Raw genomic sequence first — 25,863 nt, 5'->3', positions numbered from 1 at the left:
TCGAATTCAAGGAGCGGGCTTGATCGCCGCTCCAGCCTGACGCGAACACAATCGTGTTCACGAACGGCTAGTTGTGTCCTTTCGACTGCCGGAATGCCCCGATTGACTCTGAGTAACACGGAACGAACAATGTCAGCATTGCATTTCCTCATTACGGATCCTGATGCGCAAGCGGCTACGTGCCAGCTGGCGTCGGCCGAAGCTCCGGTTACGCGCCTGCAGCCCGATCTTGCACTGGAATTGCGTGACATAGGTCTGATGTTTGGTGGGGTTGTTGCCTTGCAGGACGTGGATCTCAGTGTTCGGCATGGTGAAATTCGCGCGATCATCGGGCCGAACGGTGCCGGCAAAAGTTCGCTCATCAATGTTATTTGCGGCGTTTACCGGCCAAGTCATGGTCAGGTTCTCATTGGCGGCAAGAGCTACAATTCAGTGCCGACCCACAAGCTGGCGCATTTGGGTATCGCGCGTAGCTTCCAGAACCTTGCACTGTTCAAGGGCCTGAGTGTTCTCGACAATGTCATGTCGGGGCGTGCCTTTACCAATCGTGCGAACTTTTTGAGCCAAGTTATCGGATTGCCGCAGGCCCGTCGCGAGCAGGCCGATGCGCGCGAGCGCGCGAGCCGTGTCATCGATTTCCTGAACCTGTCGCACTATGCTGATCGACCGGTGGGCACGCTGCCCTATGGCCTGCAAAAGCGGGTAGAACTTGCCCGTGCTTTGGCGGCAGCGCCACGCATTCTCCTCCTTGATGAACCGATGGCGGGTATGACCGCCACCGAGAAGAACGAGCTTGCCAATTATGTTCGGCTGGTACGGGACGAGTACGACATAACAGTTGTGCTGATCGAGCATGATATCGGTGTGGTGATGGGTCTGTCCGACCGCGTTGCGGTGCTCGACTACGGGCGCAAGATTGCCGACGGCACCCCACAGGACATTTTGTCTGATCAGCGTGTCATTGATGCCTATCTCGGCGTGGCGTCGGAAAATGAAGACGGGGAGGGCATCTGATGGGTGATTTTGACTGGATGTTCTTCACGGAAGTGCTGATCGGCGGGCTCTTGTCGGGCGTGATGTATTCCCTCGTCGCAATTGGCTTTGTGCTTATCTACAAGACGTCAGGCGTGCTGAACTTCTCGCAAGGGGCGTTATTGCTTTTTGCTGCCTTGACCTTTGTAAGCCTCATAGAGCGGGGTGTGCCGTTCTGGGCTGCCTTCGCCATTACATTTGCAGCCATGGTGATCATCGGTATCGCCATCGAACGTAGTGTATTGCGGCCACTGACCAACAAACCGCCAATCACCCTCTTCATGGCAACGCTTGGCCTATCCTATATCATTGAGGGCGCAGCCCAGCTTCTATGGGGCACGCAGGTTCATGCTCTCGATCTCGGGATCGAAGATGTGCCCTTTGATGTCGGTGGCATCTTCATCAGCCAGTTTGATATCTTTGCCGCCGTTGTAGCGGCGGGTATGGTGGCGCTGCTGTCTGTATTCTTCCGCTATACGCGGATCGGACTCGGTTTTCGTGCGGTCGCTGATGATCAGTTTGCCGCCCTTGCCGTCGGACTGAGGCTGCCGTGGATATGGGCCAGTGTCTGGGCCGCTGCCGGCCTGGTCGCACTGGTTGCCGGCCTCTTATGGGGCGCGCGCCTCGGCGTGCAATTCTCGCTGTCGCTGGTCGTGTTGAAAGCCTTGCCGGTTCTTGTGCTCGGGGGCTTCGATTCCATCCTTGGCGCGATTGTCGGTGGATTGTTGGTCGGTGCGTCGGAGAAGCTTGCTGAGGTTTATATCGGCGAATATTTCGGCGGCGGCATTGAGAGCTGGTTTGCCTATGTAGTTGCGCTCGCTTTCCTCCTCATCCGCCCGTCTGGCCTGTTTGGTCAAAAGCTTGTGGAAAGGGTATGACTATGTCCACTATAGCCGTCATTCCTTCCCGTCAAATCACACTGCCGCGTTATGCCGCTCCACTTGCGGTGCTGGTAATAGCCTATCTCATCATTCCCTTTATCGGCACGAGCTATCTCTTTGAGGCTATTCTTCTGCCGTTTCTTGCCTTGAGTCTCGCCGGCGTTGGTCTCAACCTTCTGACTGGTTATGCAGGCCAGGTTTCACTTGGCTCGGCCGCATTCATGGCGGTGGGCGCTTTCGCAGCCTACAATTTCAATCTGCGAATTGATGGATTGCCATTGCTTGTCTCCATCGTTTTCGCGGGGCTATCCGCAGCGGCGTTTGGTGTTCTCTTCGGTGTGCCAAGCTTGCGCCTGCGCGGCTTCTATCTTGCCGTTTCCACGCTCGCGGCGCAGTTCTTCGTGCAATGGGCGCTGACAAAGTTTGGATGGTTCTCCAATAATTCGGCATCCGGGGTCATTGATGCTCCGACGTTGTCCATTGGGGGCATCCCGTTCGAGGGACCAGTTGGACGGTATCTCTTCGCGTTGACAATTGTGGTCGTTGTCACTTTTCTTGCCCATCGTCTGGTGTCATCGCAGACCGGGCGTAATTTCATCGCAGTAAAAGATAATGAGACGGCGGCGCGTATCATCGGTGTACCTGTGTTGCGGACAAAGCTGCTGGCTTTTGCCGTGTCCTCCTTCATCATCGGCGTTGCTGGCGCGCTGTGGGCCTTTGCCTATCTGCGCACTGTGGAACCGGCAGGGTTCAATCTCGACCGCTCGTTTCAGATACTTTTTATAATTATCATCGGTGGTCTCGCGTCGATTCGTGGCGCCTTTTTCGGCGCGGCGCTGATTGTGGTCTTCCCGCTGATCTTGTCGAGAGTGGGGTCATTATTGCTCGGTGACGTGTTCGATTCCGGCGTACTCGATATGACGCAGCGTATTGTAGTCGGAGTCTTTATCATTTTGTTTCTGATCCTAGAGCCTGACGGGCTCGTGTCGCTCTGGGATCGGCTGAAAGCGAGCTTTACGGCAGTTATCCGACGGTCGTGATATCCGGAAGTTCCTCAAAAAGCTTCCAAGCAAGTCCATAAATCCTGAACAAAACCGGGTGGTGATCATGCCACCCGATAGATGGAGTGCGTCCAGAAATGACCCTTTACACAAAGATCAGAATCGCAGCTCTTGCCGCCGGTATAGGCCTTACTGCCCTTGCGCTTCCGGCCCAGGCCGACGAGCAGTATTTCCCACTACAGAGCTATCGCGTTGGCCCTTACGCAGCCGGCGGTACTGGCTTCTTTGGCGGTTTCATCGATTACCTCAATCTAATCAACACGCGCGACGGTGGGGTCAACGGGGTCAAACTGACCTGGTCGGAAGCCGAAACACAATATGAGGTCGAGCGCGGCGTAGAAGCCTATGAACGCCTGAAAAGCAACCCCGGTATTGCCGCCTGGAATCCGCTTTCAGTGGGCATCGCCTATGCGATGATCGACCGCATCACGCAGGACAAGGTGCCATTGATTACCATCAATCATGGCCGCACTGATTCCACCGATGGACGTGTATTCCCCTATGTTTTCCCACTATTGCTCAATCCCTATTCCGAAACCTCTGGTATCGTGAACTACATCGCCTCCAAGGAAGGCGGTCTTGATAACCTCAAAGGTAAGAAGATCGTGGTACTCTATCACGGTTCGCCCTATGGCAAGGAAACTATTCCGATCTATGAATTGCTCGCCGAAAAGTATGGCTTTGAATTGCAGCAGATCGAGGTACCGCATCCGGGCAATGAACAGCAGTCGCAATGGCTGACAATTCGCCGTGCCAAGCCCGATTACGTTGTGTTGCGCGGCTGGGGTGTCATGAACCCGGTAGCCCTCAAGACAGCGGCAAAAACCGGATTTCCGGTCGATCATATCATTGGCAATGTCTGGTCGAACTCGGAGGAAGACGCTATCCCGGCTGGCGATGCCGCCAAGGGGTATACCGCCATCACGACACAGGCCTCAGGTGCTGAGTATCCGGTCGTGCAAGAGATTGTGAAGACTGTCTACGATGCAGGCAAGGGCAATCTTGAGGATAAAAAGCGTATAGGTTCTGTCTACCACAATCTGGGCATTGTCAACGGTATCCTGAACGTCGAAGCTATACGCATTGCGCAGGAGAAATTCGGTAAGCGAACGCTAACGGGTGATGAAGTGCGTTGGGGCTTTGAACATCTGCAACTCGATCCAGCACGTGTCGAGGCGTTGGGTGCAAAAGGCCTGTTTCACTCGATCAATGTGACCTGGGATAACCACGAGGGTAACGGCTACGTGACGTTCCAGCAGTGGGATGGCAAAAAGTGGAATGTCGTTTCCGATTGGATTGCACCAGACTGGGCATTGTTGCGCCCAATTATTGAAAAGTCCTCGGAAGCATATGCGGCGGAAAAGGGCATCAAACTTCGCACTGCGGCCGATGCCGACGTGGCGACAAACTGACGTCAACAAGCACATAATGCGGGCGGCGATAATGCCGCCCCGGATACTCGTTAGTGGGGTTTATCATGACACTCGGAAGCAATCTTTTGACGGTGGAAGGGCTCCACGCGACCTACAATCATTCCATCACGGCCTTGCATGGTGTGGATCTGGCGATCAAACGCGGTGAAGTTCTCGCCATTCTGGGCAGTAATGGCGCTGGAAAATCCACGACCTTAAAAGCCGTGTCGAATCTGCTTCCGGCACAGCGCGGGCAGGTTAGTGCTGGGCGCATTCTCGTTGAGGGTCGCGATGTAATCCGGGTAAATCCAGCCAGTCTAGTGCGTCTCGGCCTCGTCCAGGTACTTGAGGGACGACACTGTTTCAAGAGCCTGAGTGTAGAGGAAAACCTCGTTTCAGGCGGGCTGGGCCGCGGTGGATCACGCCTGGAGATCGCGACCGACCTCGAGAAAATTTATGCGTATTTTCCGCGGCTGCGCGATAAACGCCGTGCGCTTTCCGGTCTCACTTCTGGTGGAGAGCAGCAGATGACGGCCATCGGTCGCGCTTTGATGTCGCGTCCCCGCCTTTTGGTGCTCGATGAACCGTCGATGGGGCTGGCGCCACTTGTAGTACAGGACATTTTCCGCACATTGCGTCGGCTTAACCGTGAAGACGGGCTTTCCATTCTTGTCGCCGAGCAGAACTCGGCGGTGGCACTCACTTATGCCGACAGGGCTGTCATTCTTGAAAACGGCGTCAGTGTACTTTCGGGCTTGGCAGCTGACCTCAAGGCGCGTGACGATGTGAAGGCTTTTTATCTTGGGCAAAAGCCGGTCGAAGGTTCCGCAACTTTTGCCCATCTGGCCTATTGAAACCGAAAAGCACATGAGGAGACATGAAATGACTGTTGCAAATCTAAACACCAAAGATGTGAACCGTGGCGTCCCAGCGGTTCCGCGTCCGAGCGAACCGGCTCACATTATCCGCAGTGATGCAGAGGCTATTGAGGTGGCGCACAAGCTCGCAGCAGAAATTGCTCCGGGTGCGGCGATCCGCGACCGCGACCGCATCTGGCCGGTTAATGAACTCGACGCCTTTTCTCAAAGCGGTCTGTGGTCGATTAACGTGCCAAAGAAATTCGGCGGTCCGGAAGTCTCCTATGCGACGCTCGCCAAAGTGATCGAGATCGTCTCAGCGGCCGATTCCTCTATCGGCCAGATTGCGCAGAACCACCTGGGTGTTATCGCCGCAGTGCGTACGGTCTCGGACGAAGCACAACAGAAACTGCTATTCGGGGAGGCGCTGCGTGGCACTCGTTTCGGCAACGCATTTTCTGAGTTTGGGTCGAAGCGTGCCGCCGATTTCGAAACGAAATTCGTCGATGCGGGTGATCATGTGATCGTTAACGGCCAGAAGTTTTATTCGTCGGGGGCCTTGCTGGCCCATCTGGTGCCGATCGTGGCGCTCGATGAAAAGGGTCGAGCGTGGTATGCAATTGCTGAACGGGATGCTCCGGGTCTGACCGTCATTGACGATTGGTCGTCCTTCGGTCAACGCACGACGCTCTCGGGAACGGTTATTCTTAATGATGTGAAGGTCCCCAAAACTCATCTGGTGCCGGGCTATAAGGGTTATGAAGTTCCAACTGCCGACGGGGCGATCTTCCAGATCATTCAAGTGGCCGTTGATACGGGTATTGCCAAAGCGGCTATCGACGAAACAGTCTCCTTCGTGCGCACAAAGAGCCGCGCCTGGGTAGATAGTGGTGTCGATCACGCAAGGGATGATCCTTATACTATTCAGGCGGTTGGTGATCTTACATTGCGTTTACATGCGGCGCAGGCGCTCCTTGAAAAAGCGGGTTTTGTTATTGACCGCGCTATCGAGAACCCTAACGCCGAGACGGTTGCAGAGGCGCAGATCGTGACGGCTGAAGCCAAGATACTGTCGACTGAAATTGCGATAGCTGCTACGAACAAACTGTTCGAGCTTGCTGGCACTCGGTCGACGCTTGCCGAACACCAGCTTGACCGGCACTGGCGCAACGCGCGTACTCATACGCTGCACGATCCGGTGCGCTGGAAGTATGCCATACTCGGAAAATATTTCCTGAACGACGAGAAGCCTCCCCTTCACGCATGGAGCTGATTACGTAACGCTGGATGCAAGGTGGAAAGCCTCTTACGGCTTTTCACGCATTCCAGCTTGCAAGTTCTTTCAGGCCTATGTCGCAAACTTGTAGTCAGGTTGAAAGCGGCCCTATCTCCGGTAACAACTATACCGCGATCTCTGCAAAGACTTCGAATGACTACTGGTTGTTATTTAAAGTTTTTTAGATTATAAGTGCCGCTTCAATGCTATTTGAAGTTGGAACCCTTGAGTATTTCTCAAGCGGGTAAAGTCGCATTTTTAGTAGGGGTCTCTCTCATTCTTGATTTTGCCCGGGTGTTTCGATTGAAGCTAGAGTGTGTCCTTTGAAGGCTGAATCAGTTTTGAGGTGACAATCGGTAATCTGTCTGATTCAAGGTTTCCAGATAAGGAGGCTTTCGATGGGACGAGCATTAAGCACTGATTTGCGATCACGTGTATTGAAGGCTGCAAGCGAAGGATTGTCGGCACGCAACGCGGGTGCACGGTTCGGGGTGTCCGCAGCGACAGCGATCCGCTGGGTTTCTCGTGCTCGGGATGGTGAGTTGGAAGCACGGCATTCGGGTCGACGACGCGTTTCGAGACTTGATGCCCATGAAGATTTCATCGTGAGTATGATTGAAGAGCGCAAAGGTATCACGCTTAACGAAATGGTTGCGCGTCTGGCTAAAGAGCGCGGCCTCCAGATTGTGCGGAGTGCTGTGAATGCCTGGCTACGGGCACGTGGCTTCACTTACAAAAAAAGACCGCACATGCATTGGAGCAAGAACAGCCAGGCCTGATGAGCGGGCGCGAGGCGTGGTTTGAAAGCCAGCTTGATCTTGAAAGGCTCGGTTTTTTTTCGACGAAACAGGACTGAATACGAAGATGGCGTGGTTGCGTGGGCGCGGCCTACGAGGCGAAAGATATCACGCAGGCATCCCACATCGTCACTGGAAAACAACGACGTTTACCGGTGCGCTCCGCCTCTCAGGCATGACAGCACCGATGGTGCTGGATGGCGCAATGAATGCCGACGCCTTTCGGGCTTATATCGAACAAGTGCTCGTGCCAACACTGACACCCGGTGACATCGTGATCATGGACAATTTACCTGCTCATAAGGTTGTGGGCATCAGAGAAGCGATTGAGGAGGCAGGTGCGCAGCTGCGGTATCTGCCACCCTGCAGTCCAGACTTCAATCCAGTAGAGATGGCATTCTCGAAACTCAAAGCACATCGGCGTGCAATAGCCGAACGCACCGTCGAAGCTCTATAGGATGCCGTCCGCCAAGTCATAACATTGTTCAAACCAACCGAGTGCGCCAACTACTTTGCCACTTGCGGTTATGACCCAACTTAAAACGGATGCGCTCTGGTTGCGTGAGTGACCGAGACTGATCGAGCGCGAATTCATTCCTGGCCTCGACACTTAGAATGTAGACTCATAAACTGATACACCAGATGCGGACAGCGATGAGTTTGATTGCAGCGAGGAAATTGGCGGGGTTTTTATCGTAACGTGTGGCGATACCACGATAGTGTTTGATGCGGTTAAAGAACCGCTCGACCCGATTTCTCTGGCGATACATCCATGGTGAGAACGCGAAGACGCCCTTGCGGTTGGATTTGGGAGGAATATTGGCCCATACTTTGTAGCCTGCTGCTGTCTTGCGGATGGCATCGGTGTCGTAAGCTTTGTCGGCAAGCAGCGTGCTGCCTTCTTTGATACAAGCCATGAGGCCTTCAGCCTGAGAGCAGTCAGCAACCTGGCCACCCGTCAGGCAAAGATTGATCGGACGGCCTTCTGCATCAACAATTGCGTGGATTTTGCTTGTGGGGCCGCCACGGGAACGTCCCATGCAACCATCGTCAGCATCCCCTTTTTTCCTGTGGCTCCATGTTGGTGAACACGAACACAGGTGCTATCAATCATCACGATATCGTCGTCATAGGCCTCTGAGACAGCTTCCAGAAGCCGATCCCAGACACCGGCACAACGCCAGCGAACAAACCGGTTGTAACAGGTCGTTGCAACACCATAGCGTTCAGGGATTTCTGACCATGACGAGCCGGTGCGGAAGCGCCACAGAATGCCATTGAGCACCATGCGATCATCAACTCGGGGCACGCCACGTGGTTTGCACGGCAACAGCGGCGCGATAATCGACCATTCCCGTTCTGTGAGTTCATAGCGACGACGTGACATCAAAGACCTCCAAATCCGAGGCCTTTGAATCACTAATCTATTCAAATAGCTAGCATATTTATGAGTGCACGGCCTAGGTGACTGACTCATAAGATCAAAGCGAAATACGAATTGAAGCAAGCTGGATAGATGCGAGGAAATTATCGCCGCGTTTGTCGTATCGGGTTGCGATGGCCCTGAAGTGTTTGAGTTTGTTGAAGAACCTTTCGACGGCGTTGCGTTGTTTATAGAACCATGGACTGAAGGCGGGGATATTCACACGGTTTGGCATGGGGCGGATACAGCCCCCATGCTCCTCGTTCTTTGAGACTTTGGCGCAAGCTGTCGTTGTCGTAAGCGCGATCTGCCAATAGTATCTGCCCAGACCCGAGCGTCTCAAACATATCGGCTGCCGAACGTCCGTCATGTGCTTGTCCGGCAGTCAGTTTCAGGCGAATTGGGCGACCATCAGCATCGACAAGCGCATGAATTTTTGTGGTCATCCCGCCGCGCGAACGACCCATGCAACCGGATCGTTCGTCTTTTTTTGGCCGTTGGCCGCATGTTGATGCACGCGGATTGACGAGGAGTCGATCAGCTCGATATCACCGTCGTAAGCTTCTGATATCGCGTTGAGAATGCGCGCCCAGTGCCCGGCATGACGCCATCTGTTGAAGCGATTTACACAGGTCGTATAAGGTCCATAGCGGGCTGGAATGTCTGCCCAGGGCGCACCTGTTCTCAGCCGCCAGAATATACCGTTCAAAACACGCCGATCGTCAACGCGGGCCTTACCACGCACTTTGGTCGGAAGAAGCGGCTCAATCACGGACCATTCGAAATCTGTTAAATCAAAACGCGCATCACTGCCTCCAAATCAATGCAGACAGTGAATCACAAACCATTCAAACCGAAAACTATTTTATGGGTATGTGACCTAGAGCATAGCCGAAACCGTGCTTACCATTCGCGATGGCATTATTGATCGTACTGGAAAACAAGCCGTCTCTGTACCACATCGTTTTTGCCTGCGCATCGATGTAGAAGCCCTGACTGCCATACCAGGTCATCGATCCGTGAACGCCCCAGTCGCTTGTATCAATGGAGCCGCCGCCAATGGATGACTTTATCGGACTATGTGCGGTCCCATATTTTCGAGCAAGCCCGAAATAAAGCGTGCCGTCGTCACCGTCATAAAGCTGACTATCTGCCCCAATCTGGTATTGCACCTGGACGATCCGTTGATGAATGCGATCTGTGCTAGTGTTCGGGGAAAGAGAACTGATCCCTCCACGGACACTCGCCCAGATTCCGACCTTGGAATAGGTATCCAGATGGCATTGCCAAGTTGTTTGATCAGGGCTTCGAGCAGGTTGCCTGGTGTCGTCACAGTAACTGCTTGTTCGGATCCGCTGCGATAGATGCAGGTGTATGAACAGCTCGCCCATCTGCTACAAACGCCACCGTTTTCCGCCCAAGATCATCGCCCATGCGGTGTGGCTCTACTTTCGCTTTCCGCTGAGCCTGCGCTTGGTCGAGGAAATGCTGCTGGAGCGCGGTATTGTCGTTTCGTATGAGACCATCCGTCGATGGGGACTGAAATTCGCCCCGGATTGTGCCTGTCGGCTCCAAAGGAAGCGTCCTGGCCCAAACGATATCTGGCATCTGGATGAAGTCGTCGTCAGTATCGCTGGTAAGAAATATTGGCTTTGGCGAGCCGTCGATCAGGACGGATACGTCCTTGACGAGGTAGTCCAGAACCGCCGCAGCGCCAAGGCTGCCAAGCGATTTCGATTGCTGATACGCCTATTGAAGAAACAGGGCGTCGCGCCAAAACGCATGATTACAGACAAGCTGCGATCCTATGGAGCAGCCCGGCGGCAAGTAACGCCGGCAATCGAGCATCGGTCGCACAAGGGGCTCAACAATCGAGCTGAGAATTCGCATCTGCCGCTGCGAAAGCGGCAAAGGACGATGCAAGGTTTCCGATCGCCAGGAAGCCTCCAACGCTTCATTTCGATCTTCTCGGCTCTTCGCAATCTGTTTGTCCCGCCCCGCTCTAAACACTCTGCTCTCGCCATCCAAATTCACCGCCAGCAAGCGATGGCGGAATGGGAAGTTGTCGTTTGGAAATTCGCGTGAATTCCAGCCCCACCGCTATCAGCGCAATCATCTTCTGGTAACGTGACAACGCCGCCACTACAGCATCGATAGCAGCACGGTTCGCGCCCATATTTCGGCAGCGGGCGGAAAAGGGGGATTCATCGACGCGCTCTTGGCCGCTCGCGGGGCGGGTTCACCAGTAAACTTCACTGTCTGGCTGATGCCAGAGGAAAACCGCTTGCTTTCCACCTAACAGTTGGCGCGACAGCAGATTGCTAAGCTTATGACACATTGATCAGCTTAACCGAGCAAGCGCCACGGGCGCTTCTTGCTGATTGGGGCTATGATGCGGATGCCATTCGTAATGATCTCGCCAGCCGCAATGCCAAACCCGTCATTCCCGGCAGAGCAAACCGCTGTGGGAAGATTGAATATGATCGCACGCTGTATAAACAACGCAACTTAGTCGAACGGATGTTTGGAGGACTGAAAATCAACCGCGCCATTGCCACTGACCAACTCCCTGAGAGTTTCATCAGCGTGGTTCATATTGCAACCGCAAGATACTGGCTCAAATTCGTCCACGCTGCCTAGGCATCTCCGAAAACGGAGACTCCTTGATAAGAATACCGGGCCTTTTTGGGGCCCGGTATTCTTCATGCTAGGGAGGGAATAGAACTAGTCTTCCTTGATCATGCTGTCCTTGCTTGTATCTCGCATGCGCAGATAGACGATCAGGGAAATGCCGATCATGACCGTGACGTACCAGTAAAAGCCGCGTTCCCAGCCGCCATTCTTGAAGCTCAACGCAACATATTCTGCCGTGCCGCCAAACAGCGTATTGGCGAGAGCATAGGGAAGCGCTACGCCGAGCGCCCGGATATGCGCAGGGAAGAGTTCCGCCTTCACCACCGCATTGATCGAGGTGTAACCGGTTACGATGATCAGTGCCGCCATGACGAGGAGCCCGGCAGTCCATGCATCGCGTGTCTGTTCCAGCGTGGTGAAAATCGGATAGGTGAAGAGCACACCGGCCGCGCCGAAAGCGATCATCAGCGGCTTGCGACCGATCTTATCCGACAGCGCACCGGCAATGGGCTGAAGGCACATGAAGACAAAAAGCGTGACGGCATTGATCTGGCTCGCCACTTCACGGCTGAAGCCAGACGTGTTGACCAAAAACTTCTGCATGTAGATCGAGTAAGCATAGAAGGCGAGCGTGCCACCAGCGGTCAGAAGCATGACCAGTGCGGTTTCCTTTGGATGGTACTTGATCAGGGTCCAGAAGCCCGACTTTGGCGCATCATTCGCTTTGGCGTTCTTGAAGCTTTCGGTTTCTGCAAGTCCGCGACGCAACCAGAAGACGACAACTGCAAGGAGAGCGCCGATGAAGAATGGAATACGCCAGCCCCAGGATTCAAGAGCCGAAGTTTCCATGGTCGATTGAAGGACGATCAATAGAAGGATGGCCAAAAGCTGACCGGAAATCAGCGTGACATACTGGAACGACGAGAAAAAGCCGCGTCGGTCCTTTCCGGCCATTTCAGACAGATAGGTGGCGCTTGCGCCATACTCGCCGCCGACCGACAGGCCCTGCATCAGCCGTGCGAGAACGAGAAGGGCTGGCGCGACGATGCCGATGGTTTCATATCCGGGGGTGAGCGCAATGATCAGCGAGCCGGCGCACATCAGCGTCACGGAAAGCGCCAGACCGGCCTTGCGGCCCTTGCGGTCGGCATAAATGCCCATGATCCACGCACCGATCGGACGCATAACAAAACCGACGGCAAAGACGGCTGCGGCGCTTAAGAGCTGTGCAGTCTGGCTGTCGGACGGAAAGAAATGCGGCGCAAAATAGAGCGTGAAGGCAGCATAGACATACCAGTCGAACCACTCGACAAGATTGCCGGTCGAACCACCAATGATTGATTTAAGCCGGCTGTTGGTGCTCGGCGCATCACTCCGTTCGGATGTTATTGAGGCCATTGTTGTTCCTTCACATGTCTCGATATCTGAGGTGCGACCCGTTGCAGAAACGCAACTTCATTACGCTGCCTGTCGGGTGGCTTTTTGGTGGGGGCTTCAAACGGGTCATGGTGCCGGGCGGCATGGAACCCGAAGCCGAATTGTCTGCAATTGCGAAAGAAGGTTCAGAAGCGAACTGTGCTTTGCCGCAAAACGGCCGTCGGGATTAAAGAAATTGAAATCCCGGTCCGATCAATCTGAGACGGGCAATGATGTCGCTGCATGGATGAACTCCTCCTGACGAAACTCCCATTTTCGTGGTCGCGATAAGATGCGGGACGCGGATTTCAATCACCAGCGACAGGCATTAAAAAGTTTAATTCATTGAAAAACATTGGAAAAATTGTCCAAAGGCTGCTTAAATTCGCGTGATTTGTGCAAAAATCTGCGTGACTTTTGGTGAGTGATTGCATAATCCTGCACAAATGAAGATCTCGCGAAATGCGGTGAAAGTCCTGCTTCTTGTACTGGCTGTTGTGCTGGTAGCGGGTTTCTGGACAGCTGCAAAGCTATGGACAGAGCGGGGCGCTATAGAGCGGTTGCGTCAGAACGCAACGCTTGTTGCGCGTCAGCAAACACGTCTGATCGACAGCGAACTGGCCAAGTTTCGTCTCTTGCCTATCGCGTTGAAGGAATATAGTGACCTGCGAGACGTGCTGGCAGGCGGATCGCAGGATGCGGTTGCGCGCTTGAATGCCAATCTCGGCTTTCTGGCTCACGAAATCGGCTCGCCGATCATCTATGTCATCGCCCGTGACGGTGTAGTTATTGCCTCGTCGAATGCAGGCACGCCGGAAAGCTTTGTTGGACGCAATTATAGCTATCGCCCCTATTTTCAGGGCGCCATGGCTGCTGGTGATGCAGAATATTACGCCATCGGCGATCTGAGCGGGCGTTTCGGCCTTTTCCTTTCCAGGCGTATCGGCGACGAGACCAATCCTGTCGGTGTGGTGGTGGTCAAATTCGAGTTTCACCGGCTGGTGCACACATGGTCAAACGACCCGGGCCAGACCTTCGTGAACGATCCACGCGGAATCATTCTGGCGTCGACGGATACGCCGGAAGACTTGCGGTCTTTCCAGCCGATTACCACCGCCGAACGGGCGAAGATTATCCAAAGCGGCCAATTCCATGCCGCCGATCTCCAGCCGAGCCATTATGCGTTCGAGCCTGGAGGTTCGATGCGCGGACCTTCCGGAGCGCCGTTCATCGTCGTTGAAGAACCTATCGCGGGGACCGAGCTGAAACTCGTCCATATCGAGCCGACTGCACCGTCCATGCGGGCGGCACACGATTTGGCGCGACTGATCACGGTTGCGGCGATGCTGGTGGTGCTGCTTCTTGCTGCGGCTTTCTACTGGCGCATGACGCGTGCTGCTCGTGCAGCTGCTGACCGCGCGGCGCTTGAAACGGCTGTTGCCGAACGCACGGCGGAACTGAGTGCCGAGATGGTCGAGCGTGCGTGCGCCGACAAACGTTTTCGCGATGCGCGGGAGGAACTGGCTCAGGCAAACAGGCTCGCCTCGCTTGGCTCGATTACTGCGGGCCTCGTGCACGAAATCAACCAGCCGGTTGCGACCATCCGCACACTGAACGAGAATGCGCAACACTATCTGTCCGCGGGTAAGCTCGACAAGGTTGCCGCAAATCTCGCGACCTCCGTCGATCTGACGGCGCGCATTGGTTTCATCACGCAGGAAATGCGCCGCTTTGCCCGTAGACGCGGCAGCGTCGCGCGGCCGATACCACTGAACGAGCTGGTCGATGGCACGATGGTGCTGATGGGCGACCGTTTTCGCAATGCCAATGTCCCGTTGGATATGCCGGAACGATCAGAATTGATGGTGTTCGCCTGCCGTATCCGCTCGGAACAGGTGCTCGTCAATTTGTTGCAAAACGCGCTTGATGCGGTGATGACGCATCCCGATCCGCATGTCGCAATCATCATCGAGCAAGACGATGAGCAAGTGTCGTTGGTCGTTGCGGATAATGGCCCTGGCATTGAACCGGAACTGGCCGACGAAATTTTCAGCCCCTTTGTCACCGGTAAACCTGAGGGACTTGGTCTCGGGCTTGGTATCGCGCGCGATCTGATGACAGAACTGGAAGGAACGCTGCGGGTCGTTCCTTCACCGCTGGGCGGAGCGGCGTTTGCTGCGACATGGAAACGCGTTCATAAGGATGGTGAGCATGACGGGAAGTGAGCCCTTGCGCGTGATGCTGGTCGATGACGATGTGCCGTTTCGCACGGCCCTTGCGGATTCCTTCGAAATCGCGGGGATCGATATTGAAACCCATGGGGATGGCCAGTCGGCGCTTGCCAATCTGACCGCCGATTTTCCTGGCGTTGTCGTCACCGATATTCGTATGCCGCGTATCGATGGCCATGCCGTGATGGAAGCACTGATGGCGCGCGATCCAGAACTGCCGGTTATTCTGATGACCGGCCATGGCGACATCGGTATGGCCGTCACGGCGCTCAAGAAGGGCGCCTTTGACTTCATTACCAAGCCCTTCGCAGCCGACCACCTGATCTCCAGCGTACGCCGCGCGCTGGAAATGCGCCGACTGGTGCTGGAAAACCGGCGTCTGCGCCGTGCTGCCGCGGAAGCTGAGCAGGACTATCCATTGTTAGGCGAAACACCGGTCATGGTGCGGTTGCGCGATACGATCCGCCAATTGGCGAGCGTCGATGTTGACGTGCTGATCGAAGGCGAGACCGGAACTGGCAAGGAACTTGTCGCCCGTTTGCTGCACCGCTGGAGTGTGCGTCATGCGCGCGCCTTTGTTGCGATTGATTGTGCTGCACTTCCCGATACCGTGGCCGATGAAGTCTTGTTTGGTAATCGTATCCACCGTGGCAGGATCGTCGATGCGGACAGGGGTACGCTTTTTCTCGACGAGATCGACAGCATGTCGGTCAATCTGCAAGGCAAGTTGCTGCGGGTTGTGGAGGAGCGTGAGCTACCCTCGCTGTCCGGCGAGCCGCGTGCCGTCAACTTGCGGGTGATTGCAGCTGCCAAGGGCGATCTGGACGGAGCCGTTGCAGCGGGACGTTTCCGTTCCGATCTTTTCTACCGGCTCGAAACCGTACGCCTGAGCATCCCGCCTTTGCGTGAGCGTCGCAAGGATATCGGTCTGCTTTTTGCCTATTTTCTCGACGAGGCTGCCAGCCAGTTCGGGCAGCCGCGTCCCGCAATCGACGCGGCCATCGAGTCGCGACTTCATTCGGACGACTGGCCTGGCAATGTTCGGGAGTTGCGCAACTACGCCAAACAGGTGGTGCTTGGTTTGCGGCATAATCCTGCACATGAACCGAGCGCGTTGCCCCTTTCCGAGCAGATGGATCGATTCGAGGAGGGGGTCATTCGCGCCACGCTCGAGCGCTGCAACGGCGATGTGGGTGCTGCTGCCGAAGTGCTGCAACTGCCGCGTCGCAGCCTTTATGCTAGGCTGCAACGACACGACATAGATGCTTCGTTATTTCGTCGCCGCGATTGACGTGGTGGTCCGTCCGCCGACCGCCTACAATCTAACGAGCAGGTTTCTTTTGGTTGTCGATAGGGGCCGTCACAATTTCTATTGACGGTGGCACCTCGTATCAATCCATGATCCGGCCCATGCTTCATTACTTTCCTTGCAATCCGGTTGCGTTAACGGTGCACGGCGTGGATGTATGAGTATCGCTGTAATCGTCAATGCGGTTGTCTAAATTGAGCGGCAAGTGGAGCACTGAGGATGCGGGAGAAATTACAACCCGCATCCACTGTTGTGAGCTAATGAGATGCACGCGGAATATGCTTGCGAAGGATCAGAAAGGCAAATCCAGATATTGCCATCGCAATGAACAACACCCCAAAATAGCTTTGCGCACCTCCACTTGCGATTACGGTTGCTCCGGCAAATCCACTCGATATCGCACCCAGTCGTCCTATTACCAGGGCAGCCGCAGTACCGGTCGCACGTACCTCTGTTGGATAGAGATTGGCGGCGACAGCATATGCTGTTGATTGCACCGCGTTAACGAACAGGCCATGTAGCCCGATGCCGACGATCAACATGGTCGTCGCTTCCATCTCGTTGAGCTCGCTCAAGAAAAGTGCCGTGGCTGCAGCCGCGAAAGAACAGAATACGAGCGGGCTGCGGGAACCAAACCGATCTATCGCGACCGCACAGACCAATGCACCAATCACCCCGCCAAGATTGTAAGCTGTTAGACCCGAACCTGCCAACGAGAGGCTTAATCCTTCCGATGTCAATAACGTCGGAAGCCAACTGAACGCGAGATATACCGACAAAAGTGTAGTAAAGAACGCGGTCCATAGAGCGACAGTGCTCAAGGCTCGGCCATCATTGAACAAAGTTGAGATCCCGCTCTTGCCACTGATCCGTTCCGTCGGGTCGATAAGCCTTGCTCCAGCGGGAACTGGACGCTCGATCCTTGCAAGCAGATCTGCGAGAACCTTTGCTTTGGCTGGTTGGCGTGATAGCCAGCGCGGAGACTCAGGAAAAGATGTGATCAACAAAGCGGAAAAGAGAACTGAAATCCCTCCACCTACGATGAACAGTGTTCGCCATCCAAACGTTGGCAAGACCCAGGATGAATAGATCCCTGCAAGCATGCCACCAAGCGGAACGCACACAATAGTTGCAGTAATCGCAACCGTCCGGTATCTTCGAGGCGTGTATTCAGCGGTCATAGTTGTCGACGTTGGAAGAGCGCCACCAATCCCAAGGCCGGCGATGAAACGGAAAAAGGCAATAGACCAAATTCCCTGGGACAGGCCGATGGCCATTGTAGCGAGCCCAAATGTGATGACAGACAAAATCACAGCCAGTCGTCTGCCAAAACGATCAGCAATGAGACCTGCAAAGGCACTCCCGAATGCCATCCCAAATAGGCCAGAAGCGACGACAGGGGCAAAATCTGCCCGTGAGACGTCCCATTCTTGAATAAGCACAGGAATTGCATATCCGATAAGCTGACCGTCGAAGCCATCAAGAACGATTGATAGGGCTGCAATCAGCACCACGATACGTTGGACGGTTGTCCACGGACCTTCATCCAGCAACTCGCCGATGTCTACGTCTTTATTCCCCTCCGCGTGATGAATGTTGTTCATGACGCGCCCCTCCCAGGTATGCAGATTTTTCTTCCCATAATTTCCTCCCGATAGTTACGTAGTGATGTTCCTTTGAAATTAGTTTGGATTCCAACTATATGGATTTTATGCCCTATGATGGTCGCTTAGACAAGGGCAGAGTGGAGGCTTGTTCATTCCAGCGATCGATGGAAAACCACATCGCCCAACAGCGCTATTCTCATTTTCTTACCGCACATGCCTACCAAGCAAATGCACATCACTGATAGGAAGATCGGTAAAAGTTCTACGCTCGCGAATGGACCGCGCACAACGAAGATTTGGATCGATGCTTAAAAGGTTTCCTCATTTCTGGAATTTGTGTTTTGCTTCAATTTGAAGGAAGCAAGTTGCTTGTGTCTTTGTATTGTTTGGTCCATCAACGACCAGGCCGTGCGGTATATTCCGTCAAGGCAACGAGAATATAAGGAATGAAACGGAACCATTTGATGCGCCATAATTCGTCTGACGAGGATTTCGCCGATAACATCGCTTTCATATTGCGCCGGGCGCAGGAAGCCTCGTTTGCCGCTTATGCCTCGATTGTTGACCAACGAGGTCTTCGCCCGGGACACTATGCGGTACTTCGGATTATCTATGATCAACCGAGCATATCGCAGACGGAACTGAGCCGTCAGGTGGGGCGCGACAAGACAACGATTACGCCGATCCTTCAAGAGTTTGAGAAGAAGGAAATGATCCGCCGCGATATCGACCCCGTTGACCGCCGGGGCAGACTGCTTAGCCTTTTGCCTGCCGGTGAGAAGTATTTGGCGGAATTGCGTGCATGCGCGTCGGCACATAATGCGGCTCTCAATCATATTGTTGGATCAGATAAGCAGGCGCTGCTGGATACTCTGTTGCGCATCATCACCGGGCTCGACAGACATGCAAAACTACCGCCCAAAAAATAGGAGCATGCGGCATGAATATTTCGGGCGGCGAACGCGTGATAGGCATGGCCCCTTGCTCGTTGGCTAAAGGGAAATCATCTGTTGGTCACGGTGTGCCGACGGAAACCAGCTCTCCTTGTTGCCAGACTGCATGAATTTTTCGCGTGTTGGTGATATCGTCAAGCGGGTTGGCATCAAGGACGATCAGATCGGCGCGTTGTCCGTCAGCAATCTTGCCCCTATCCTTCAGTTTCAATAGCGCTGCAGCCTGTTCTGTTGCTACGCCGATTGCCTGAGAGGGGGAGAGGCCCGCATTGACCAGGTGTTCCAGTTCGCGGTGCTCGGCAAAACCGGGGATACGTTCCGGAAACGCACCTGCATCAGCACCGAAGCCGAATTTCACACCGCCCGCCTCTATCAACTTTGACAGATTGCGGAGATTCATCTCGACATCGCGTCGCGCCTTTTGTGCCCGTTCTCCGGTAGCAGTCTTTTCCCGCCATTCTGCATTGGAGAACTGGGCTTTCAGTTCCGGACTTAACGCCGATTGTAGGAAGGGATTTTCCAGCATTGATGGTTGATCGGCGAAAATATAGGTCGCTTCGTCCATGTGCACCGTCGGAATATACCATGTACGCTTCTCGCGAAGAGCATCAATAAATGCCTGATCGACCTCAACGTCGCGAACGCCATGAGCGAGAATATCTGCTCCTGCAGCAACTAGCTTTTTTGCGTGGTCGAGTGTGTAGACATGCGCAGCGACGGCAAACCCCAATTGATGGGCTTCATCAATTGCCGCGCTAAAGCATTCTTCACTCATCGGTTCAATAGGCCCGAATGTGTCGATCCATAGTTTGATAATATCGATGGGCTGTTGCGCCATCTGGCGAACGACCTGACGCGCTTCTTCGGGTATCTGCGGGCGCGGCGACAGACCATCAGGTGCATATATTCCCGCGCCTGCCGTCATGAAGGATGCGCCATATCGGGGATTGTTGCGCATGTTTTCACGGGTTGCTGGCTCAGGCGTCGGTGTCATTCCGAGCGATACTACGGTACCGATACCGTAAGCCTGAAACTGACGCAGCGCCGCATAAGCGTTGTCTGGCGTGAAATTATGGCGTCCGCCAGTCGTGCCCCTGATGAGGCCGACATGTGCGTGGTTGCAGGTGAAGGCGGGGATCAGGTAGCGTCCCTGATAATCGACAATCTGCGTATTTTCCAAAGCGGCCGCTGTACTGTCCGTTTCAGTCAGGACAGCGGAAATAATGCCATTTTCAATAATGATCGTGCCGGGAGACGACATCTCCTGACCAATGAACATGCGTAAATTGATCATCGCCAGTCTTGTACCACCGCTACCGTAATTTCGGGCGTAGGCACTTTTCGGTGCTATGCCGCTGGCGATAAGCGTACCGATAAGCGTATTCACATTGCGTCGGGTCAATTTCGTCATCGTTATACCACTCCTGCGTTTGATTGAGGGGTAGGACGCCTTTGGCGAACAATGTTGCTTGCTGTTATGTTGGGATGTTTCGAGTTGCTAAGCCGTTGTCTCAATGAGGCGTAAAACCGGAGCCATATCGGGTCTGATATGGCTCCGGTTTAATCGAACCGATATTAAAATGGATAATGCTGTTTTGGATCTTCTATCGTGATCCAACGCAGATTGGTGAAACTATCAATGCCAGCAGAGCCGCCAAATCTTCCATAGCCACTGTCTTTGACGCCACCGAATGGCATTTGCGGTTCGTCTCCAACCGTCGGCCCATTGATATGGCAAATGCCTGCATCGATTTTGCGCGCGACCTTGAGCGCGCGGTCTATATTTTGGCTGAAAACGGCTGATGACAGGCCATATTCGGTATCATTTGCGAGTTCGATCGCATGTTTATCGTCGTGAGCGCGTATCACACAGACGACTGGTCCAAACGACTCCTCGCGAAACAGACGCATAGCCGGTGTAACCTTATCGACAATGGTTGCCGGCATGATCGTCCCGTTTGCCGTACCGCCGGTGGTGACAATAGCCCCCGATTTCTGGGCATCGGCCACGAGTTCCAGCACCCGGTCAACCGTAGCTTGAGCGACGACGGCACCCAGAGCTACCTTTTCGCGCGGGTTGCCGCTCGGCAAAGCTGAAGCTCGTGTAGTAAATCTGGCTACAAATTCATCGGCGATTTTTTCATCGACGATAATGCGTTCCGTGGACATACAGATTTGCCCTTGATTCATGAAGGCACCGAAAATCGCTGCGTTGACGGCGCCATCCAGATCAGCGTCATCCAATACGACTAATGGGGCCTTGCCTCCCAGTTCAAGAAGCACGGGCTTTAGGTGTTTTGCAGCTTCAAGAGCGATGATTTTCCCCACACGGGTAGAGCCGGTGAAGTTGATGCGCTTAACGAGGGGATGCGATACAAGCGCGTTGACCACTTCCGGTGCGTCCTCAGCGCTGTGGCTGACAATATTGAGCACACCCTTTGGCAGACCTGCTTCAATCATAACATCGCCCAGCATTCGATGCAGGCGCGGGCACATTTCGGACGATTTGAGTACTACCGTATTGCCACAGGCGATCGGCATCGCAAAGGCGCGCACAGCCAGAATAACCGGCGCATTCCATGGCGCCATTCCAACCATCACGCCAACCGGTTCGCGTACGGCCATGGAAAGTGTTCCAGGCTTATCCGATGGAATGATCTCGCCCTTGATCTGCGTTGTTGCAGCAGCAACCTCGCGCAGGATTTTGGCGCCAAGCCCGACGTTGAAGCCAATCCATGGTGCAGTCGCCCCGGTTTCGGCGATGCCGCAGGCGACGAAATCACCGATCCTGGCTTCGAGAATGTCTGCTGCCTTGATCAGGATGGTTCGGCGCTCGCTTGGACCAGTTTCAGACCATTGTGCGAAGGCTGCTGCGGAAGACTTGACCGCCCTGTCGACATCGGGCTGCCGGGCAGCGGGTGCTACAGTGGCCTCTTCGCCAGTGACGGGGTCAATACGGGTAAAAGTTGCGTTGCCGAGCGCTGGGACATCCTGGCCATCTATTAGCAGTCCGATATTCATCTAATCCTCCCTTTTAATGGAATTGAGGTTTATTCAGCTGGCTTGAGCTGCCGTTCCGTAGAATGCAGTTCGCACTTTTTGTGCTGATGCCTGAAGCCTGGCGGCAAGGTCATTGGCGATCAGTGGTTCCATACGGCTTTTTGAACTGAAGACAGAAAGGCCACAGATCATTTTGCCAGATGGGTTCAGCACTGGCACAGCCAGCGCATAGACATCGGGTTCGCGCTCGCCGCGATTATAGGCGAGACCGGTCGTTCGAATTTCCTGCAGTTCGGCGATGAGGCCGTCCCGGCTTGGTACAAAGCCATCGTTGATTGCCTTCAGTTCAATGCGCTGGAGATAGGCATCAAGTGCGGCGTCACTTAAATGGGCAAGCCACAGTTTGCCATGCGCGCTAGCATATGCTTCGAGATGGCTGCCAAGTTGAATAGATACGAACATCGGCCGATCGGGCAGGGCGCGGGCGATACAGATTGCACTTTCACCGTCAAAAGTTGTAGCAAGCGTTGCCTCACCAACGTCCTTCGTCAACTGGTCTAGAACGGGTTGCAGGGCACTGCGCAGATTATCTGCACCAGCAGCGCGTTTACCCAGCTCCGCCAGTTTGTAACCCAGTCGATATTGGCCGCGCGAAACCGCAACGAGTGCGCCGGCCACTTCCAGGGTTTTCAGAAAACGGTGTGCTGTAATGGTATTCAACCCCAGGCGCGACACGACATCGCTCGTCCCAAGCTGGAGCAGTTGATCGTCGAATAAGTCCAATATCTGGAACGCTTTAATAACCGATCCATTGGCCTGGCTCATGTCGCATCTTTCTCCCGACGGGACGCGATGATCACAAAATGTCAAAGCATGTTGACAGGGGAAGTATAACGGAATTAGCATTAATAGCAATATATATTTCACATATAGAAATATGTGCCGAAAGCAAAGCGCAATGCGAAGTTCTCAGGAGGAGCAAGACGCGTGGATGTTCGATACCAGACGGGTCATTCCATGACTGCCGGAGGCGCGCTTCTGGCGCGTTTGAAAGCTGTTGGCGTGGACTATATTTTTGCCAATTCCGGTACTGACTTTCCTCCTATCATTGAGGGGCTGGCTGAAGCTAAGGCTAATGGCGTTGCTTTGCCGGAGGCGCTTGTCATTCCCCATGAGTCTGCTGCTGTCGCAATGGCACACGGATACTATCTCGCATCGGGTCGCGCTCAGGCGGTCATGGCCCACACCAATGTCGGCCTTGCAAACTGCGCCATGGGCGCCATCAATGCTGCAGCCGAGCAAATTCCCATGCTGTTGTTGTCAGGGCGAACGCCAACGCTTGAAAAGGGGCGTTTCGGCGCGCGCACAGTTCCGATCGGCTGGGGACAGGAAATGCGCGATCAACATGCGCTGGTCCGTGAAGCCTCCAAATGGGACTATGAACTCCGCTTTCCGGAGCAGATTCCAGACGTCGTGGACCGCGCATTTGCCATTGCGAATTCCACGCCACGAGGCCCGGTTTATGTAAGCGTTCCGCGTGAAGTGCTGTGTGAGGTCGTTGAGTATGAAGGCTTGACCGCGCCCAGTCGGGTGGCGTCTTCTGTTTCTGCGCTCGACCTCGATGGGGTAACCGAATTGGCGCGTGCCATCGGGGAGGCACGGCGGCCGCTATTCGTGGCGCAAAGAGGTGCGGGGACACAGCAGGGTTTTGCTGCCCTGGATCGCATTGCCCGAAATTGGGCAATCCCCGTCAGTCAATATTGGGCGGTGCAACTCGCACTTGCAACAGGCCACCCCTTTTCGACAGGAGCAGAGATTGCACCCTGGATCGAAGAGGCCGATCTCATCGTTGTACTGGATTGTCTGGCGCCGTGGTCCCCCGCCATTCATGAACCAAAAGCGGAATGCCGAATCTTTCAGATTGGTGCGGATCCGCTCTACGAACGGTTTCCGTTTCGGAGTTTTCCATCGGACCGGACCATTACCAGTGAGGTCGGTCCATTCCTCGTTGCTTTGGAAAAGGCGTTAGAGGCCTTGGGTGTTGAAAGCGATCAAAATGTCGATGGTCGCCGGGATGATGCGCAGACCCGCTGTCGCGCGCGACGGGAAAAAGTCCTTGCCAGGGCTGAGACCGAACAAGCCTCCGGAATAACGAAAGATCATGTCAGTCTCTGTCTTTCGCGAGCTGTTCAGGGTCGCGAAGTATCGGTGCTGTCGGAGCTTGGTTGTCCCTTGGAGCCGCTGACACTGAACGGGCATGGAAGCTGGTTTCAAGAACCACATTCCGGTGGTCTTGGATGGTCGTTCCCCGCTGCTATGGGCATGAAACTGGCAAACGCAGACCGGTTGGTCGTCGCGACGATGGGTGATGGCTCCTATATGTTTGCCAATCCCGTGGTCTGTCATCAAATTGCAGAAGCCCTGGGTCTGTCGATTGTGGTTTTGGTGGTCAACAATTCCGAATGGGGTGCGGTGCGCCAGTCAGTCGCGGATCTCTATCCGGAAGGCTATGCGGCGCAGGCCAATATCATGCCACTGACTTCGCTGGGACCTACACCCGACTTCACAATGATTGCGCAAGCCAGTCGCGCCTTTGCGCAACGTGTTGAACGGGCGGAAGATTTGTCGGCAGCGCTAGAGGCTGCTGTCGCGCACGTGTCAGCGAACAAGGGTCTGGCGTTGGTGGAGGTCACCGTCATGCCGTGAATGGTTGTCGAGCAACTTCGACGCTCGGCACAAGGGAGGAAGATATGAATGTGCAGCTTACAAGCGATTTAGCGGGCGATGCAATTGCGCGGGTTGAGGCCATACCGGTCTTTCTGCCGTGCGAACTGAAAATCGGTGCAATCAATCGTTCCACTGAATTGTCTGCAGTGGTGGTTGAAATCGAAACCGCTGAAGGCGTGATAGGGCATGGTTTCACGGCGATTACCGATGAAGAAGTGGTGAGCGCTGCGGTCAATAGTCTTGTTGCACCCAATCTTGTCGGCATGCCCGCAATGTCTCGTGAGGCCGTGGCAGAACGATTGTATTGGTTACTTAGCCCACGTGGCCAAACCGGCTATGCCAGTCATGTCGCTTCGGCGATTGATATTGCGCTGTGGGATATAGCCGGAAAGAAACTGCAGATGCCAGTCTGGCGTTTGCTGGGTGGAGCGCGCAGCAAGGTCGAAAGTTATGTGACGTTTGGTTTTGCTGCACTTGACCGGGAGGAACTGGCGGAAGCGGCTGCTCATTTGTCCCGACAGGGGCAGAAGCGGCTTAAAATGGTGGTTGGCCATCATGCGCTGGCCCGTCGTGACAGCGGACGTTCACTTGATGCAGTCATTCGAGAAGATGAGGCCCGGGTTCGTGCTGTCCGCATGGCGGTTGGTGACGATGTCGACCTGTTCATCGACGCTAACTGCAGTCTGGACAAATTTCACGCTCAGCTTCTGGCAGAGCGGATTGCCGATTGCGATATCCGCTTCTTCGAAGAACCTTTGCGCGGGAACGATATTGGAAGTCTGGCTGATCTGCGTCGCAAGATCAGAATTCCGGTCGCTGCCGGACAGAATGAAGGGCAGCTGTTTCGCTATCGTGATCTTCTCATGCATCAGGCTGTCGATGTGTTGCAGCCGAATGTCTGTATCGGCGGCGGCTATACGATGGGTGCCAAGATTGCCGGCATGGCGCAGGCCTTCAACACCACGATCGATAATGGCGGGGCATTTCCGTTCCACAATATGCACCTGCATGCCGCTATGGCCAATGGTGGCCTGGTTGAATGGCACTTGGTCTCGGTTGAACTTTGCAAAGGGGTTTTTGAAGGGCTGACGACTTTGGGTGAGGGGGAAATCACCCTGCCGGAAACACCTGGTCTGGGCTTTTCGATGTCGCCTGAACGAAAGGCGGAACTGCTGAAGATGCCGACGTCGATGGGACGCGGAAAGGGATGATGAGACCTCTGCTTCATCTGTTTGGATGAGCAGGAA

General features: G+C 54.5%; 21 protein-coding genes and 2 pseudogenes. 15 read left to right on the top strand and 8 right to left on the bottom strand.

Going from position 1 to position 25,863, the window contains the following annotated elements; all coding sequences use genetic code 11:
- Nucleotides 1-258 precede the first annotated feature (258 nt).
- From FHW03_RS21300 to FHW03_RS21270, 7 genes and pseudogenes are all read left to right on the top strand, one after another.
- Complete coding sequence (locus FHW03_RS21300) at nucleotides 259-1,014, top strand: ABC transporter ATP-binding protein (protein ID WP_377515406.1); 756 nt, start codon at nucleotides 259-261, stop codon at nucleotides 1,012-1,014.
- Nucleotides 1,014-1,910, top strand: a complete 897-nt coding sequence (locus tag FHW03_RS21295) for a branched-chain amino acid ABC transporter permease (RefSeq protein WP_182522450.1) — start codon at nucleotides 1,014-1,016, stop codon at nucleotides 1,908-1,910. Before FHW03_RS21300 ends, FHW03_RS21295 begins: the two co-directional genes overlap by 1 nt.
- A gap of 2 nt (nucleotides 1,911-1,912) precedes the next feature.
- Complete coding sequence (locus FHW03_RS21290; protein ID WP_377515404.1) at nucleotides 1,913-2,953, top strand: branched-chain amino acid ABC transporter permease; 1,041 nt, start codon at nucleotides 1,913-1,915, stop codon at nucleotides 2,951-2,953.
- A gap of 98 nt (nucleotides 2,954-3,051) precedes the next feature.
- Complete coding sequence (locus FHW03_RS21285; RefSeq protein WP_182522448.1) at nucleotides 3,052-4,386, top strand: ABC transporter substrate-binding protein; 1,335 nt, start codon at nucleotides 3,052-3,054, stop codon at nucleotides 4,384-4,386.
- 65 nt (nucleotides 4,387-4,451) lie between these two features.
- On the top strand, nucleotides 4,452-5,240 hold the full coding sequence (locus FHW03_RS21280) for an ABC transporter ATP-binding protein (RefSeq protein ID WP_182522447.1): 789 nt from the start codon (nucleotides 4,452-4,454) through the stop codon (nucleotides 5,238-5,240).
- A gap of 28 nt (nucleotides 5,241-5,268) precedes the next feature.
- Nucleotides 5,269-6,516 carry an SfnB family sulfur acquisition oxidoreductase gene (locus tag FHW03_RS21275; protein ID WP_182522479.1) on the top strand — a complete coding sequence of 416 codons (1,248 nt, stop codon included), beginning with the start codon at nucleotides 5,269-5,271 and terminating at the stop codon, nucleotides 6,514-6,516.
- A 401-nt stretch (nucleotides 6,517-6,917) separates the two neighbouring features.
- Nucleotides 6,918-7,857, top strand: a pseudogene (locus tag FHW03_RS21270) (IS630 family transposase).
- Between the two features lie 82 nt (nucleotides 7,858-7,939).
- Here the strand turns inward: FHW03_RS21270 and FHW03_RS21265 are convergent.
- The 3 genes and pseudogenes from FHW03_RS21265 to FHW03_RS21255 form a co-directional block, all read right to left on the bottom strand.
- Nucleotides 7,940-8,703, bottom strand: a protein-coding gene (locus tag FHW03_RS21265; protein WP_182522446.1) for an IS5 family transposase whose coding sequence is annotated in 2 segments (ribosomal slippage) — nucleotides 7,940-8,382 and nucleotides 8,382-8,703 — 765 coding nt in all. Because the reading frame shifts where the segments join, the coding sequence is not laid out codon by codon here.
- Nucleotides 8,704-8,797: 94 nt separating this feature from the next.
- Nucleotides 8,798-9,541: pseudogene (locus FHW03_RS21260) on the bottom strand (IS5 family transposase); the annotation flags it as partial.
- A 58-nt stretch (nucleotides 9,542-9,599) separates the two neighbouring features.
- Nucleotides 9,600-10,130 (bottom strand): autotransporter outer membrane beta-barrel domain-containing protein, encoded by a 531-nt coding sequence (locus FHW03_RS21255; protein ID WP_182522445.1) that lies wholly within the window; start codon nucleotides 10,128-10,130, stop codon nucleotides 9,600-9,602.
- On the opposite strand from FHW03_RS21255, the gene FHW03_RS21250 reads away from it, so the two are divergent.
- Nucleotides 10,114-10,824, top strand: a complete 711-nt coding sequence (locus FHW03_RS21250; protein WP_182522444.1) for an IS6 family transposase — start codon at nucleotides 10,114-10,116, stop codon at nucleotides 10,822-10,824. The genes FHW03_RS21255 and FHW03_RS21250 overlap by 17 nt on opposite strands.
- 252 nt (nucleotides 10,825-11,076) lie before the next feature.
- Nucleotides 11,077-11,379 (top strand): hypothetical protein, encoded by a 303-nt coding sequence (locus FHW03_RS26120; protein WP_377515390.1) that lies wholly within the window; start codon nucleotides 11,077-11,079, stop codon nucleotides 11,377-11,379.
- Between the two features lie 84 nt (nucleotides 11,380-11,463).
- Here FHW03_RS26120 and FHW03_RS21240 read toward each other — a convergent pair whose 3' ends face one another.
- The gene (locus FHW03_RS21240) at nucleotides 11,464-12,771 is read right to left on the bottom strand and encodes an MFS transporter (RefSeq protein WP_182522443.1); all 1,308 of its coding nucleotides are present in this window, start codon (nucleotides 12,769-12,771) and stop codon (nucleotides 11,464-11,466) included.
- Nucleotides 12,772-12,812: 41 nt separating this feature from the next.
- Here FHW03_RS21240 and FHW03_RS21235 point away from each other — a divergent pair, with 41 nt between their 5' ends.
- The 3 genes from FHW03_RS21235 (at nucleotide 12,813) to FHW03_RS21225 (ending at nucleotide 16,311) form a co-directional block, all read left to right on the top strand.
- Nucleotides 12,813-12,980, top strand: a complete 168-nt coding sequence (locus FHW03_RS21235) for a hypothetical protein (protein ID WP_182522442.1) — start codon at nucleotides 12,813-12,815, stop codon at nucleotides 12,978-12,980.
- 255 nt (nucleotides 12,981-13,235) lie between these two features.
- The gene (locus FHW03_RS21230; protein WP_182522441.1) at nucleotides 13,236-15,014 is read left to right on the top strand and encodes an ATP-binding protein; all 1,779 of its coding nucleotides are present in this window, start codon (nucleotides 13,236-13,238) and stop codon (nucleotides 15,012-15,014) included.
- The gene (locus FHW03_RS21225; RefSeq protein ID WP_182522440.1) at nucleotides 15,001-16,311 is read left to right on the top strand and encodes a sigma-54 dependent transcriptional regulator; all 1,311 of its coding nucleotides are present in this window, start codon (nucleotides 15,001-15,003) and stop codon (nucleotides 16,309-16,311) included. The genes FHW03_RS21230 and FHW03_RS21225 overlap by 14 nt, the downstream gene beginning before the upstream one ends.
- Before the next feature lie 275 nt (nucleotides 16,312-16,586).
- Here FHW03_RS21225 and FHW03_RS21220 read toward each other — a convergent pair whose 3' ends face one another.
- Entirely contained in the window at nucleotides 16,587-17,933 is a 1,347-nt protein-coding gene (locus tag FHW03_RS21220; protein WP_182522439.1) for an MFS transporter, read from the bottom strand.
- 449 nt (nucleotides 17,934-18,382) lie between these two features.
- Between FHW03_RS21220 and FHW03_RS21215 the strand changes: the two genes are divergently transcribed.
- Nucleotides 18,383-18,865, top strand: a complete 483-nt coding sequence (locus FHW03_RS21215) for a MarR family transcriptional regulator (protein ID WP_210277361.1) — start codon at nucleotides 18,383-18,385, stop codon at nucleotides 18,863-18,865.
- An 85-nt stretch (nucleotides 18,866-18,950) separates the two neighbouring features.
- Here FHW03_RS21215 and FHW03_RS21210 read toward each other — a convergent pair whose 3' ends face one another.
- From FHW03_RS21210 to FHW03_RS21200, 3 genes are all read right to left on the bottom strand, one after another.
- Entirely contained in the window at nucleotides 18,951-20,300 is a 1,350-nt protein-coding gene (locus tag FHW03_RS21210) for an amidohydrolase family protein (protein ID WP_182522438.1), read from the bottom strand.
- Between the two features lie 164 nt (nucleotides 20,301-20,464).
- Nucleotides 20,465-21,910: an aldehyde dehydrogenase gene (locus FHW03_RS21205; protein WP_182522437.1), complete on the bottom strand. Its 1,446-nt coding sequence runs from the start codon at nucleotides 21,908-21,910 to the stop codon at nucleotides 20,465-20,467.
- A gap of 33 nt (nucleotides 21,911-21,943) precedes the next feature.
- Nucleotides 21,944-22,714, bottom strand: coding sequence for an IclR family transcriptional regulator (locus tag FHW03_RS21200; protein WP_182522436.1), 771 nt, complete (start codon nucleotides 22,712-22,714; stop codon nucleotides 21,944-21,946).
- 162 nt (nucleotides 22,715-22,876) lie between these two features.
- Here FHW03_RS21200 and FHW03_RS21195 point away from each other — a divergent pair, with 162 nt between their 5' ends.
- Together FHW03_RS21195 and FHW03_RS21190 are read left to right on the top strand one after the other, a co-directional pair.
- Nucleotides 22,877-24,595 carry a thiamine pyrophosphate-requiring protein gene (locus FHW03_RS21195; protein WP_377515386.1) on the top strand — a complete coding sequence of 573 codons (1,719 nt, stop codon included), beginning with the start codon at nucleotides 22,877-22,879 and terminating at the stop codon, nucleotides 24,593-24,595.
- 44 nt (nucleotides 24,596-24,639) lie between these two features.
- Complete coding sequence (locus FHW03_RS21190; protein WP_182522435.1) at nucleotides 24,640-25,827, top strand: mandelate racemase/muconate lactonizing enzyme family protein; 1,188 nt, start codon at nucleotides 24,640-24,642, stop codon at nucleotides 25,825-25,827.
- Nucleotides 25,828-25,863 lie beyond the last annotated feature (36 nt).

The organism is Ochrobactrum sp. RH2CCR150, assembly GCA_014138095.1.
GTDB classification, from domain to species: Bacteria; Pseudomonadota; Alphaproteobacteria; order Rhizobiales; family Rhizobiaceae; genus Brucella; species Brucella gambitense.
The sequence above is the reverse complement of the archived record's forward strand: the minus strand, read 5'-3'. Positions and strand labels throughout refer to the sequence as shown.